The organism is Pseudoxanthomonas sp. (assembly GCF_027498035.1).
Taxonomy (GTDB): Bacteria; Pseudomonadota; Gammaproteobacteria; order Xanthomonadales; family Xanthomonadaceae; genus Pseudoxanthomonas_A.
In genome coordinates, this window is record NZ_CP114978.1 from 3,528,829 (window position 1) to 3,541,524 (window position 12,696).

The 12,696-nt window shown below is 67.7% G+C and carries 10 protein-coding genes; all 10 read left to right on the forward strand.

Annotated features, from left to right (window positions below):
• Positions 1-40 precede the first annotated feature (40 nt).
• Genes O8I58_RS15450 through ftsA form a run of 10 tightly spaced genes read left to right on the forward strand, consistent with a single transcriptional unit; the run spans position 41 to position 12,633 of the window.
• The gene (locus O8I58_RS15450) at positions 41-1,828 is read left to right on the forward strand and encodes a peptidoglycan D,D-transpeptidase FtsI family protein (RefSeq protein WP_298323051.1); all 1,788 of its coding nucleotides are present in this window, start codon (positions 41-43) and stop codon (positions 1,826-1,828) included.
• Positions 1,825-3,336, forward strand: a complete 1,512-nt coding sequence (locus O8I58_RS15455) for a UDP-N-acetylmuramoyl-L-alanyl-D-glutamate--2,6-diaminopimelate ligase (protein WP_298317961.1) — start codon at positions 1,825-1,827, stop codon at positions 3,334-3,336. The genes O8I58_RS15450 and O8I58_RS15455 overlap by 4 nt, the downstream gene beginning before the upstream one ends.
• A complete protein-coding gene (gene murF / locus O8I58_RS15460; protein ID WP_298317965.1) occupies positions 3,333-4,730 on the forward strand; it encodes a UDP-N-acetylmuramoyl-tripeptide--D-alanyl-D-alanine ligase in 1,398 nt (465 codons plus the stop codon). Before O8I58_RS15455 ends, murF begins: the two co-directional genes overlap by 4 nt.
• Positions 4,720-5,805 carry a phospho-N-acetylmuramoyl-pentapeptide-transferase gene (mraY, locus tag O8I58_RS15465; RefSeq protein WP_298317968.1) on the forward strand — a complete coding sequence of 362 codons (1,086 nt, stop codon included), beginning with the start codon at positions 4,720-4,722 and terminating at the stop codon, positions 5,803-5,805. Before murF ends, mraY begins: the two co-directional genes overlap by 11 nt.
• Complete coding sequence (ftsW, locus tag O8I58_RS15470; protein ID WP_298317970.1) at positions 5,805-7,109, forward strand: putative lipid II flippase FtsW; 1,305 nt, start codon at positions 5,805-5,807, stop codon at positions 7,107-7,109. Before mraY ends, ftsW begins: the two co-directional genes overlap by 1 nt.
• A 20-nt stretch (positions 7,110-7,129) precedes the next feature.
• A complete protein-coding gene (murG, locus tag O8I58_RS15475; RefSeq protein ID WP_345781344.1) occupies positions 7,130-8,179 on the forward strand; it encodes an undecaprenyldiphospho-muramoylpentapeptide beta-N-acetylglucosaminyltransferase in 1,050 nt (349 codons plus the stop codon).
• Positions 8,176-9,627 (forward strand): UDP-N-acetylmuramate--L-alanine ligase, encoded by a 1,452-nt coding sequence (gene murC, locus O8I58_RS15480; protein WP_298317972.1) that lies wholly within the window; start codon positions 8,176-8,178, stop codon positions 9,625-9,627. The genes murG and murC overlap by 4 nt, the downstream gene beginning before the upstream one ends.
• Positions 9,624-10,601 carry a D-alanine--D-alanine ligase gene (locus O8I58_RS15485; RefSeq protein WP_298317975.1) on the forward strand — a complete coding sequence of 326 codons (978 nt, stop codon included), beginning with the start codon at positions 9,624-9,626 and terminating at the stop codon, positions 10,599-10,601. The genes murC and O8I58_RS15485 overlap by 4 nt, the downstream gene beginning before the upstream one ends.
• Positions 10,598-11,401: a cell division protein FtsQ/DivIB gene (locus O8I58_RS15490; RefSeq protein ID WP_298317977.1), complete on the forward strand. Its 804-nt coding sequence runs from the start codon at positions 10,598-10,600 to the stop codon at positions 11,399-11,401. The genes O8I58_RS15485 and O8I58_RS15490 overlap by 4 nt, the downstream gene beginning before the upstream one ends.
• Complete coding sequence (ftsA, locus tag O8I58_RS15495) at positions 11,398-12,633, forward strand: cell division protein FtsA (RefSeq protein WP_298317980.1); 1,236 nt, start codon at positions 11,398-11,400, stop codon at positions 12,631-12,633. The genes O8I58_RS15490 and ftsA overlap by 4 nt, the downstream gene beginning before the upstream one ends.
• Positions 12,634-12,696 lie beyond the last annotated feature (63 nt).

A 12,696-nucleotide genomic window follows, 5' to 3' on the forward strand; every position in this document is an offset into this window, starting at 1 on the left:
CAACCGCAATCGCGCGCGTTTCAGCCTGCGTAATCGCCTGATGCTGGTGACCTGCACGCTGGCGTTGTGCTCGGTGAGCCTGATCGGCCGGGCCGCCTACGTGCAGCTGGTCAACAGCGATTTCTACCAGAAGGAAGGCGATGCGCGCTTCATGCGCGAGATTTCGATCCCGACCTCGCGCGGCATGATCACCGACCGCAACGGCGAGCCGGTGGCGGTGTCCTCGCCGGTCGAATCGGTGTGGTGCGATCCGAAAGAGCTGATGAAGAACCCGGACCGCCTGCCCGAGCTGGCCCAGGCGCTGGGCGAGCCGCTGGACAGCCTGACCCGTCGCCTCAGCCAGAAGGCCGACAAGGAGTTCATGTATCTCAAGCGTCGCATCAATCCCGATGCGGCCAAGGTGATCGTGGCCCACGACATTCCGGGTGTGTATTCGCAGCGCGAGTACAAGCGCTTCTACCCGCAGGGCGAGGCGATGGCCCATATCCTGGGCTTCACCAATGTCGATGACCGCGGCCAGGAAGGTTTGGAGCTGGCTTTTGATGACTGGCTGCGTGGCAAGCCGGGCCTGAAAAAGGTCATCCGCGACCAGGCCGGGCATATCGTCGAGAACATCGACCTGGTGCGCGCCGCGCAGCCGGGCAACGACCTGACCCTGAGCATCGACCGCCGCATCCAGTACCTGGCCACGCGCGAATTGCGTAACGCCGTGGAAGAGAACAAGGCCGCTGGCGGCTCGGTGGTGATCCTGGATGTGTCCACCGGCGAGATCATGGCGATGGCCAACCTGCCGACGTTCAATCCCAATGCCGCCGACCTGGGCAAGCCGGACGCGCACCGCAACCGCGCGGTGACCGATCTGGTCGAGCCGGGTTCGACGATGAAGCCGCTCACCATCTCCACCGCGCTGGCCGCCGGCGTGGTGACGCCCAGCACGCTCATCGATACCAATCCGGGCGCCATGCGGTTGCCGGGCGGATACACCATCCATGACGTGCCGCGCAACAACGGCGTGCTGACCGTGGGCGGCGTCATCACCCGCAGTTCCAATATCGGCGCGGCCAAGATCGTGGAGAAGATCCCGGATCAGGTCTTCTACAACACGGTCAGGGCGTTTGGTTACGGCAGCAAGCCGCATAGCGGCTTCCCGGGCGAGGCCACCGGCATGGTGCCGACACCGGGCAGCCCGGGCTGGTCCGGCAGCACCAAGAGCACGATGTCCTACGGCTACGGCCTGAACGTGTCGCCGCTGCAGATCGCGCGCGCGTACGCGACCATCGGGAATGGCGGCCAGCTGGTCACGCCGACCTTCATCAAGGGCATGCGCAGCGAAGGCGCCGTCCAGGTGGTGCCGGAGAAGGTGACCAAAGAAGTCATCGCGATGATGGAAACCGTGGTCACCCAGGGCGGCGCGAAAGACGCGGCCATTCCGGGCTATCACGTGGCCGGCAAGACCGGTACCGCACGCGTTGCTTCCGGTGGCGGCTATGCGGCCGGCCACTACTTCGGGCTGTTTGCCGGCCTGGTACCGGCCACCCATCCGCGCTACGTGATGGTCACGGTGATCCGCGACCCGCAGGCCGGCAAGTATTACGGCGGTCTGGTGTCCGCGCCGGTGTTCCACAACGTCATGGAAGGCACGTTGCGCCTGATGGACGTGCCGCCGGATGATATCGATGCGTGGATGGCCGCACAGGCCAAGGATGAAGCAAAGCGTGCCGCGCAGGCGCCGAAGCGTCCGGCAACCGTCGCGCCCGCATTGCCCAAGCCCCTGCCTGTGCCCGTGCAGGCCAGGGCCGAGCCGGCGCTGCCGCGGAGCCTGGAATGAGCCGCGCCATGGCCCTGTCCGAATTGCTGCCTGACGTGCCCGCGTTGCCCGCGGGCGTCGTCGTGCATGGCCTGACCCAGGACAGCCGCAGCGTGCGTGCCGGCGATGCGTTCGTGGCGATCGGCCCGGTCGACAACAGCGCCTCCACCTGGCATGGACTGGGCTTCGTCGAGCAGGCGCGCGCGCAGGGCGCGGTCGCGATCCTGTTCGAACCGCCGGCACCGGACAGCTTGCCCGCACCGGCCGATGCGATCGCCGTGCCCGGCCTGCGCCAGCGCCTGGGCGACATGGCCGATGCGTTCTACGGCCACCCGTCGCAGCAGATGACGATGGTCGGCGTGACCGGCACCAACGGCAAGACCTCGACCGTGCAGTTGCTCAGCCAGGCTTGGCACCTGCGTGGCATCACCAGCGGCAGCATCGGCACGCTTGGCGCGGGCCTGTATGGCGAGGTGCAGCCGACTGGCTTCACCACGCCGCTGGTGCTGCAGCTGCATGCGCTGCTGGCCGACCTGCATGATGCTGGTGCGCAGGCGGTGGCGATGGAAGTGAGTTCGCACGCGCTGGCCCAGACCCGCGTGGATGGCGTGCATTTCGACGTGGCGGTGTTTACCAATCTCACCCGCGATCACCTGGACTATCACGGCGACATGGAAGGCTACGGCGCGGCCAAGGCACGCCTGTTCCAGCGTCCGGGCCTGAAGGCTGCGGTGGTCAACCTGGACGATGCCTTCGGTGCGACGCTGCCGGGCAAGCTTGCCGACGACGTGCAGCTGATCGGTGTCAGTGCACATGGCGCGGCCGGCGCCAGCGTGCAGGCGCGCGACGTGGTCCTTGACGGCGCCGGCATCGGCTTCGAGCTGGTGATCGGTGCGACCACCCACCCGGTGCGTTCGCCGCTGCTGGGCCGCTTCAACGTCGACAATCTGCTGGCCGTGGCCGGTGTGCTGCAGGCCGCAGGTGATGCGCCGTCGCAGATCGCGCAGACGCTGTCGCAGCTGCAGCCGATCCATGGCCGCATGAACCGCCTCGGTGGTGTCGAAGGCCAGCCGTTGGTGGTGATCGATTACGCGCACACGCCCGACGCGCTGGAACAGGCGCTGACCAGCCTGCGCGACCACGTCGCCGGCCGCCTGGTCTGCGTATTCGGCTGTGGTGGCGAGCGCGATACCGGCAAGCGTCCGCAGATGGCGAAGATCGCGGAGGCCCACGCCGATGCGGTCATCGTCACCGACGACAACCCGCGCAATGAGAACGGCGACACCATCGTGGCCGACATCGTCGCGGGTTTTTCCGCCGATGCGGACTACGCCGTGCAGCGCGACCGTGCTGCGGCGATCGCCCGCGCGGTGGGCGAAGCCAAGGCCGGTGACATCGTGCTGATCGCCGGCAAGGGCCACGAACCGTACCAGGAAATCGCGGGCGTCAAACACGCCTTCGACGACACCGTGCAGGCACGCCTGGCGTTGCAGATGCGCGTGCACCGCGACGCGGAGGCACAGTCGTGAACCGGCTTCCGCTCTCGCTGATCGCGCACCTGGCCGGCGGTGAATTGCATGGCGAGGACACCACGGTTGAGGCGGTGTCCAACGACACCCGCGCGCTGCGCAATGGCAGCCTGTATGTGGCGCTGCGCGGCGAGCGTTTCGACGGGCACGACTTCATCGCGGCTGCGGCCGATGCCGGCGCCGCGGCGCTGCTGGTCGAACATGCCGTCGCTTCCGAGCTGCCGCAGGTGATCGTGGCCGATACCCAGTTAGCGTTGGCCCACATCGCTGCCGGCCTGCAGCGCGACCGCTGCGGCAAGGTCGTGGCCATCACCGGCAGCAACGGCAAGACCAGCGTCAAATCGCTGGTGCTGGCGATCCTGCAGCGGGCCGGCGAAACCTACTTCACCCCCGGCAATCGCAACAACGAGATCGGCCTGCCGCTGGCCGTGATCGAAGCGCCGGACCAGGCCGAGTTCGCGGTGTACGAGATGGGCGCCGGCAAGCCGGGCGACATCGCCTACCTGACTGATATCGCGCGTCCCGATGTGGCCCTGGTCAACAACGTCGCCGCCGCGCACCTGGAACGCCTGGGCAGCCTGATGGGCGTGGCCAGGACCAAGGGCGCGATCTACACCGCGCTGCCGGATGGCGGCGTGGCTGTGATCAATGCCGACGATGCCTTCGCCGAATATTTCGCAGGCCTGGTGCCGGGCCGGCGCGTGCTGCGCTTCGGCCTGGAATCCAGTGCCGAGGTCAGCGCCCGCGCGGTGATGACCGCTGCGGAAGGCTCGCGCTTCACCCTGGTCACGCCGGTTGGCGACGTTGAAATCACCCTGGCGCTGCCGGGTCGCCACAACGTGCGCAATGCGCTGGCCGCTGCGGCGCTGGCACTGGGGTGCGGCGTGCCGTTGACCATCATTGCCGACGGCCTGGCGGCCGCGAGGCCGGTCGCAGGGCGCCAGGTCGCGCATGCGCTGGCGCGCGGCGCGGTGTTGATCGACGACAGCTACAACGCCAATCCGGGGTCGCTGGAAGCGGCGATCGCCACATTGGCCGCCTCCACCAAGCAAGGCTGGCTGGTGCTGGGCGATATGCGCGAACTCGGGCCGGAAGGCGCCGCGCTGCATGCCGCGGCTGGCGCGCGCGCCAAGCTGGCCGGCATCGCGCGCCTGTATGCCCTGGGCGAACTCAGTGCCGCCGCCGCCGAGGCGTTCGGCACCGGCGCGCAGACATTCGACACCCATGCGGCGCTGGCGGAAAGCCTGGCGGCCGACCTGGCAAGCATCGACCCGTCCGCCAACGTGCGGGTGCTGGTCAAGGGATCCCGTGGCAGCGCCATGGACCGTATCGTTTCCGCGCTGCTTCCAGCTGCGCCCGCGCAATTTCCGGGAGGCACCGCGCATGCTGCTTGAACTCACCCGCTGGCTGACCCAGCTGGAGAGCCTATTCTCTCTGTTCAACTACCTCACGCTGCGCGGCATCCTGGCGGCGCTGACGTCGTTGTTCCTGTCGCTGTGGCTTGGCCCGGCGGTGATCCGCCGCCTGGCCCAGTTCAAGGGCGGCCAGCCGATCCGCACCGATGGCCCGCAGAGCCACTTCTCCAAGGCCGGCACGCCCACGATGGGCGGTTCGATGATCCTGATGACGGTGTTCCTGTCGGTGATGCTGTGGGGCGACCTGCGCAACCGTTACGTGTGGCTGGTGCTGGCGGTGATGGTGGCGTTCGGTGCGATCGGCTGGTACGACGACTGGATCAAGATCGTCAAGCGCGACCCCAACGGCTTGAAGTCGCGCTGGAAATACCTGCTGCAGTCGATCTTCGGCCTGGCCGCCGGCATCTTCCTGTGGCACACCGCTGATGTGGCCGCCGCCACCACGTTCTACATCCCGTTGTTCAAGTCGGTGGCGCTGCCGCTGGCCGGCGTGGGCTTCATCGCGATTGCCTACTTCTGGATCGTCGGCTTCTCCAACGCGGTCAACCTGACCGATGGCCTGGATGGCCTGGCGATCATGCCGACGGTGATGGTGGCCTGCGCGCTCGGCGTGTTTGCCTATGCCTCGGGCAACGCGGTGTTCTCCAGCTACCTGCAGATCCCGCAGGTGCCGGGTGCCGGTGAGCTGGTGATCATCTGTACGGCCATTGCCGGTGCGGGCCTGGGCTTCCTGTGGTTCAACACCTATCCGGCCATGGTCTTCATGGGCGACATCGGCGCGCTGGCGCTGGGCGCGGTGCTGGGCACCATCGCGGTGATCGTGCGCCAGGAGCTGGTGCTGGTGATCATGGGCGGCGTGTTCGTCATCGAAACGCTCTCGGTGATGATCCAGGTCGCCTCGTTCAAGTTGACCGGAAAGCGCGTCTTCCGCATGGCGCCGATCCACCACCATTTCGAACTCAAGGGCTGGCCGGAACCGCGCGTGATCGTGCGTTTCTGGATCATCTCCGTGATCCTCGTGCTCGTCGGTTTGGCCACGTTGAAGGTGCGCTGATGAACGACTCCCGCAAGCAGGCCACGCGCCTGGAATCCATCGGTGGCCAATACGACTTCTGGCTGGGCAGTGCGATTGCCGCACTGATCTCGGTCGGGATCGTGATGGTGGCCTCCAGTTCGATTGCCATGGCCAGCACGCCGTTCTATTACCTGGTCCGCCACATCCTGTTCGTGGCGATGGGGCTCGGACTGGCCTGGGGCCTGATGCGGATGGAGCTCAAGACCATCGAGAAGTACAACCAGCTGCTGCTGCTCGGCTGCCTGGTGCTGCTGCTGGTGGTGTTCGTGCCCGGCCTCGGCGTCAGGGTCAATGGCGCGCGGCGCTGGCTCAACCTGCTGGTGATCCGCTTCCAGACCGTGGAAGCGGTGAAGGTGCTCTACATCGTGTGGCTGGCCAGCTATCTGGTGCGTTTCCGCGACGAGGTCAACGCAACCTGGCCGGCGATGCTCAAGCCGCTGGGCGTGGCCGCCGCGCTGGTGGTGTTGCTGCTGCTGCAGCCGGACTTCGGTTCGTCCACGCTGTTGCTGGCGATCACCGCCGGCATGCTGGTGCTGGGCGGCGTCAACCTGCCGCGCATGTTCACCCCGGTGTTGTTCGGCCTGGTCGGTCTGGTCGCGCTGGTGATCTTCGAGCCTTACCGCATGCGCCGCGTGACCTCGTTCCTGGATCCGTGGAAGGACCAGCTGGGCTCGGGCTACCAGCTGTCCAACGCGCTGATGGCGATCGGCCGCGGCGAGTGGACCGGCGTGGGCCTGGGTTCGTCGGTGCAGAAGCTCAACTACCTGCCCGAAGCGCATACCGACTTCATCTTCTCTGTGATCGGCGAGGAACTCGGCTTCGTCGGCGTCTGCGCCATCATTGGCCTGTACGCACTGCTGGTGGGTCGCGCCTGCTATGTCGGCTATCGCTGCGTCGAGATGCGTCGCCACTTCGCCGGTTACATCGCCTTCGGCATCGCCTTGTGGATCGGCATGCAGGCGTTCGTGTCGGTGGGCGTGAACCTGGGCATGCTGCCGACCAAAGGCCTGACCCTGCCGCTGATTTCCTCCGGTGGTTCGTCGGTGCTGATGACCCTGGCGGCGATGGGCCTGCTGTTGCGCGTGTCCTATGAACTGAGCCGCGCCGAGAAGCAGGTCGCGCTGCTGCGCGGTGAGGCGGTGGTCGTTCCGACGCCCGAAGCGAAGGAAGACACCAAGGCCCAGCGCCCCGCTGCACCGCAGCCTGCCGCGCCCAAGGCGCCGGCACGCGGCACCAGCCGCCTGACCTCGCGCATCGAACCCACCTTCGAGAGGATCGGGTGAAGGCACAGGATGCTCCCGTGATGATCCTCGCTGGCGGCACTGGCGGGCATATCTTCCCCGCGCTGGCCGTGGCCAAGGTGCTGCGCGCGCGCAACGTGCCGGTCGTGTGGCTGGGCGCTGACGGGCAGATGGAAACGCGGCTGGTGCCGCAGCACGACATCCCGCTGGACACCATTGCGGTCAGGGGCCTGCGCGGCAAAGGCGCGCTGGCGTTGCTGGGCGCGCCGTTGCGCATCCTGTCAGCGGTCAAGGCGGCAGCCGGCGTGCTGCGCCAACGTGCACCGCGTGCGGTGATCAGCTTCGGTGGCTATGCCGCCGGTCCCGGTGGTCTGGCCGCCAGGCTGCAGGGCCGCCCGCTGCTCGTGCACGAGCAGAACCGCGCGCCCGGCATGACCAACAAGGCGCTGTCCAAGTTCGCCAGGCGCGTGCTGACCGGCTTCCCGGGCAGCTTCGCCACACGCGAGGAAGCGGTCGGCAACCCGGTGCGCGAGGAAATCGCCGCCATCGCCGCGCCGGACCAGCGCCTGGCTGGACGCGAAGGCCCGCTGCGTCTGCTGGTGCTGGGTGGCAGCCAGGGCGCGCGCGCCTTGAACACTGCCGTGCCACAGGCGTTGGCTGCATTGAAGCTGCCGGCCGAAGTGCGCCACCAGTGCGGCGAGAAACTGCGTGCGGAGGCCGATGCGGCCTACGCACAGGCCGGCGTCAGCGCCAGCGTGGAGAGCTTCATCGCCGACATGGCACAGGCCTATGCCTGGGCCGATCTGGTGGTGTGCCGCGCCGGTGCTTCGACCCTGGCCGAACTGTGCGCCGCCGGCATCGGCAGCGTGCTGGTGCCGTTCGCCGCCGCGGTCGACGACCACCAGACCAAGAACGCGCAGTACCTGGTCGAACACGGCGCCGCGGTGCTGTTGAAGCAGGACGACACCCTGGGCGTGCATTTGCAGCGCGTCCTGGCGGTGTTGTCGGCCGATGCGCCGCGCCGCCTGGAGATGGCCAACGCCGCGCGCCGCCTGGCGCGCCCTGATGCCGCTGAGCGCATCGCAGACATTATTTTGGAGGAGGCCGCATGATTTCCGCGGCGCGTGAACGCCGGTTGCAGAACACCGGCGACTTGGCACAGGTGTTCCGCCGTGTGCATTTCGTCGGCATCGGCGGCTCGGGCATGAGTGGCATCGCCGAGGTGCTGTGCACGCTCGGCTACGAGGTGTCCGGTTCGGATGCTTCGGAGAATGCCGCAACCAGGCGACTGGTGTCGCTGGGCGCGCGCGTGATGCGCGGCCACAACGCATCCAACGTGCTGGGGACCGATTGCGTGGTGGTGTCCAGCGCGATCAAGGCCGACAACCCGGAGCTGATGGAAGCGCGCAGCCAGCGCATTCCAATCGTGCCGCGCGCGATGATGCTGGCCGAGCTGATGCGCTTCCGCCGCGGCATCGCCGTGGCCGGCACGCACGGCAAGACCACCACCACCAGCCTGACCGCGGCAGTGCTGAGCGAAGGTGGGCTGGACCCGACCTTCGTCATCGGCGGCCAGCTGCTCGCCGCGGGCGCCAACGCCAAGCTCGGCGATGGCCAGTGGCTGGTGGCCGAGGCCGACGAGAGCGACGGCAGCTTCCTGCGCCTGAGCCCGCTGATCGCGATCATCACCAACATCGATGCCGATCACCTGGAGAACTACGGCAACGACTTCGCCCGCGTGCAGGCGGCGTTCGCCGAGTTCCTGCAGCGTCTGCCGTTCTACGGCCTGGCGGTGCTGTGCATCGACGATCCGGAAGTGGCCGCGCTGGCTGCCGAAACCCCGCGCCATGTGATGACCTACGGCCTGTCGGACCACGCCGACATCCGTGCCGAGAACGTGGTGCAGGAAGGCGGCAAGATGCGCTTCACCCTGTGCCTGCCCGAGGACGTGTCGGTCAACGTGACCCTGGCGCTGCCGGGCATCCACAACGTGCTCAATGCGCTGGCCGCCGCCGCGGTTGGCTGGCAGCTCGGCGTGCAGCCGGGCACGATCGCCCGCGCGCTGGCCAACTTCTCCGGCATCGGTCGCCGCTTCAACGACCTGGGCGCGATCGCCACCGGTCGCGGCGCCACCGTGCAGCTGATCGACGACTACGGCCATCACCCGCGCGAACTGGCGGCGGTGTTCGCCGCCGCTCGTGGTGGCTGGCCGGACAAGCGCCTGGTCGTGGCGTTCCAGCCGCATCGCTACAGCCGCACGCGCGATCAGTTCGATGCGTTCGCCGCGGTGCTGAGCGAAGTCGATGCGCTGGTGCTGAGCGAGGTCTATCCGGCCGGCGAGGCGCCGATTGCCGGTGCCGATGCCAAGTCGCTGGCTCGTGCCATCCGTGCGCGTGGCCGCAACGAGCCGGTCGTGGTCAGCACCGTGAACGATCTGCCGACCGTGTTGCCGGACGTGCTGCAGGACGGCGACCTGCTGTTGTTGATGGGCGCAGGCGATATCGGCCACGTGTCCCAGCACATCGCCGCCAAGGGCTTCACGGAGATCACCGGCGCATGAGCGTGATGGCGCAATTCCCGCCGCTGCGCAGCAACGATCCGGCCGTGTTCGGCCGCGTCGCCGTGTTGATGGGCGGGACTTCCAGCGAACGCGAGGTGTCGTTGAACTCCGGTGCCAACGTGCTGGAGGCATTGACTGCGCGCGGCGTTGCCGCCTTCGCGGTCGATGGCATTCCCGCGCTGGCCAGGCTGTTGGCGGAAGGCGGTTGCGACCGCGTCTTCAACGTCCTGCATGGCCATAACGGCGGCGGCGAGGACGGCATCGTCCAAGGACTGATGGAAGCCTTCGGCGTGCCGTACACCGGCTCGGACGTGCTCGGCTCGGCGCTGAGCATGGACAAGGTGCGCACCAAGCAGGTCTGGCTGTCGCTGGACCTGCCAACGCCGCGCTACGTGCGCCTGCCTTCGACCGCGCAAGCCGGCGACGTGCATGCCGCCGCGGCCAGGCTCGGCCTGCCCGTCATCGTCAAGCCGGCCAACGAAGGCTCCAGCGTCGGCGTCACCCGCGTGTTCGAAGACGCACAGCTGGATGAGGCCGTGGCCCTGGCCGCGCGCTACGACGGCGAGCTGCTGATGGAGCAGCTGGTGGTCGGTGATGAACTCACCGTCGCCATCGTCGGCCAGGCTGCGCTGCCGTCGATCCGGATCGTGCCCAAGGGCGCCTGGTACGACTACAACGCCAAGTACATCGCCGAGGACACCCAATACCTGTGCCCCGGCCTGGATGGTGATGCCGAGGACGAAATTCGCCGGATCGCGCTGGCCGCGTTCAACGCCGCCGGCTGCCGTGGCTGGGGCCGTGTGGACGTGATGCGCGATGGCAGCACCGGCGCGTTCTATCTGCTGGAAGTGAACACCGCGCCGGGCATGACCAGCCACTCGCTGGTGCCCAAGGCCGCGCGCCAGGCTGGGGTCGGCTTCGAAGAGCTGTGCTGGCGCATCCTGGAATCGACCCTGGAGACGCCCGCCGCATGAGCAACGTGCTGCGCGTGCTGACCTGGATCCTGGCGCTGGCCCTGGTCGCGCTGCCGGTCGTGGCCGTGTTCAACGGCTGGATCGGCGCCGAGCGCTGGCCGCTGACCAAGCTGCGCGTCGGTGGCGACATGCAGCGTGTGGATCCGGCCCAGCTGCGTGCCGTGGTCATGCCGTACGCACAGCGCGGCTTCTTCGCGGTCAAGCTGGTCGATGCGCAGGATGCGGTCGAGCGCCTGCCGTGGGTCGAGAGCGCGCAGGTGCGCAAGCGTTGGCCCGACGTGCTGGAAGTGATCATCGTCGAACACAAGCCGTTCGCGCGCTGGGGCAGTGATCGCCTGCTGTCGGTCGACGGCGCGCTGTTCCCCGTGCCCAAGAACGTCGATGCCAGCGCGCTGCCGCAGCTTGGCGGTCCCGATGGACAGGTCAAGGACGTGGTCGCGCTGTACAACGAATCGACCCAGCTGTTCGCGCCGATGGGCCTGAAGGTTGACGCGCTGGTGATGGACGCCCGTGGCAGCTGGTCGCTCAAGCTGGGCAATGGCCTGGACGTGGTGATCGGTCGCGCCGATGCACGGCCGCGCCTGCTGCGCTTTTCGCGCCTGTTGCCGCGCCTGTTGGGTGATACCCGCGTACTGGCGCACGTGGACCTGCGTTACACCAACGGTTTCGCCCTGACCTGGGGCGGAACCAAGCCGGCTGCCAACGATGGCGCCGCACCCCCGACTTCTTCCAGCGCGGTTGCGCCGGCCCGCCAGGCCGCGCTGACCCCGCACGCATCACAGCAGGCACTCCACGCATGAATCGCAAGGGCGACAAATCCCTGATCGTCGGACTGGACATCGGCACCTCCAAGGTGACGGCGCTGGTCGGTGAATATTCCCCCGGCAACCCGATCGAAGTGATCGGCATCGGCAGCCATGAGTCACGCGGCCTCAAGCGCGGCGTGGTGGTCGATATCGAATCGACCGTGCAGTCGATCCAGCGTGCGGTGGAAGAAGCCGAACTGATGGCCGGCTGCGAGATCCGTTCGGTCTATGCGTCTATTTCCGGCGCGCACGTGCAGTGCAAGAACTCGCCCGGCATCGTGCCGATCCGCGATGGCGAGGTGACCTGGTCGGACCTGGATCGCGTCCTGGATGCGGCCAAGGCCGTGGCCATTCCGGCCGACCAGAAGATCCTGCACGCGATCCCGCGCGAATACGTGCTGGACGATTCGCAGGAAGGCATCCGCAATCCGGTTGGCATGACCGGCGTGCGCCTGGAAGTGCATGCGCACCTGGTGGTGTGCGCGCAGTCGGCCGCGGCCAACATCTCCAAGTGCGTGCAGCGCTGCGGCCTGCAGATCGACGACTTGATCCTGTCGTCGCTGGCTTCGTCGGTGGCCGTGCTGACCGCCGACGAACGCGAGCTGGGCGTGGTCCTGGTCGACATGGGCGCGGGCACCACCGACCTGGCCGTGTTCGTGCAGGGCGCGATCTGCCATACCGCAAGCCTGCCGATCGCCGGCGACCACGTCACCAACGACATCGCGCACATGCTGCGCACGCCGACCCCGGAAGCCGAGCAGATCAAGGTCCGCTACGCCTGTGCGCTTGCCCAACTGGCCACGGCCGAAGAAAGCATCCAGGTGCCGTCGGTGGGTGACCGTCCGCCGCGCCGCATGCCGCGTCATGCGCTGGCGCAGGCGGTGCAGGGCCGCTACGAGGAAATCTTCGAGATGGTCCAGGCCGAACTGCGGCGTTCCGGCTTCGAGGAACTGGTCCGTGCCGGCATGGTCCTGACCGGCGGCGCCTCGAAGATGGAAGGCGTGGTCGAGCTGGCCGAGGAAATGCTGCAGATGCCGGTACGCATCGGCATCCCGCAGCACGTCACCGGCCTGGGCGAAGTGGTCGGCAACCCGGTGCACGCCACCGGCGTGGGCCTGCTGTTGATGGGCAGCCAGATCGAGCATCCGCGCCGTCCGTCCTTGCCCACGGGCAAGGCGGGTAGCTGGCTCAAGAAGCTGAAGAACTGGTACAGCGGCGAATTCTGATTCGACGCGGCGAGGCATGACGCCGGTGCGAGGGCGCGCTGGCGTGAGGCGGGAGAGGGACAC

Coding starts and splice junctions, on each gene's coding strand:
- mraY (WP_298317968.1), top strand. CDS start 4,720: ATGCTGCTTGAACTCACCCGCTGGCTGACCCAGCTGGAGAGCCTATTC.
- O8I58_RS15450 (WP_298323051.1), top strand. CDS start 41: ATGCTGGTGACCTGCACGCTGGCGTTGTGCTCGGTGAGCCTGATCGGC.
- murG (WP_345781344.1), top strand. CDS start 7,130: ATGATCCTCGCTGGCGGCACTGGCGGGCATATCTTCCCCGCGCTGGCC.
- O8I58_RS15455 (WP_298317961.1), top strand. CDS start 1,825: ATGAGCCGCGCCATGGCCCTGTCCGAATTGCTGCCTGACGTGCCCGCG.
- murC (WP_298317972.1), top strand. CDS start 8,176: ATGATTTCCGCGGCGCGTGAACGCCGGTTGCAGAACACCGGCGACTTG.
- O8I58_RS15485 (WP_298317975.1), top strand. CDS start 9,624: ATGAGCGTGATGGCGCAATTCCCGCCGCTGCGCAGCAACGATCCGGCC.
- ftsA (WP_298317980.1), top strand. CDS start 11,398: ATGAATCGCAAGGGCGACAAATCCCTGATCGTCGGACTGGACATCGGC.
- O8I58_RS15490 (WP_298317977.1), top strand. CDS start 10,598: ATGAGCAACGTGCTGCGCGTGCTGACCTGGATCCTGGCGCTGGCCCTG.
- ftsW (WP_298317970.1), top strand. CDS start 5,805: ATGAACGACTCCCGCAAGCAGGCCACGCGCCTGGAATCCATCGGTGGC.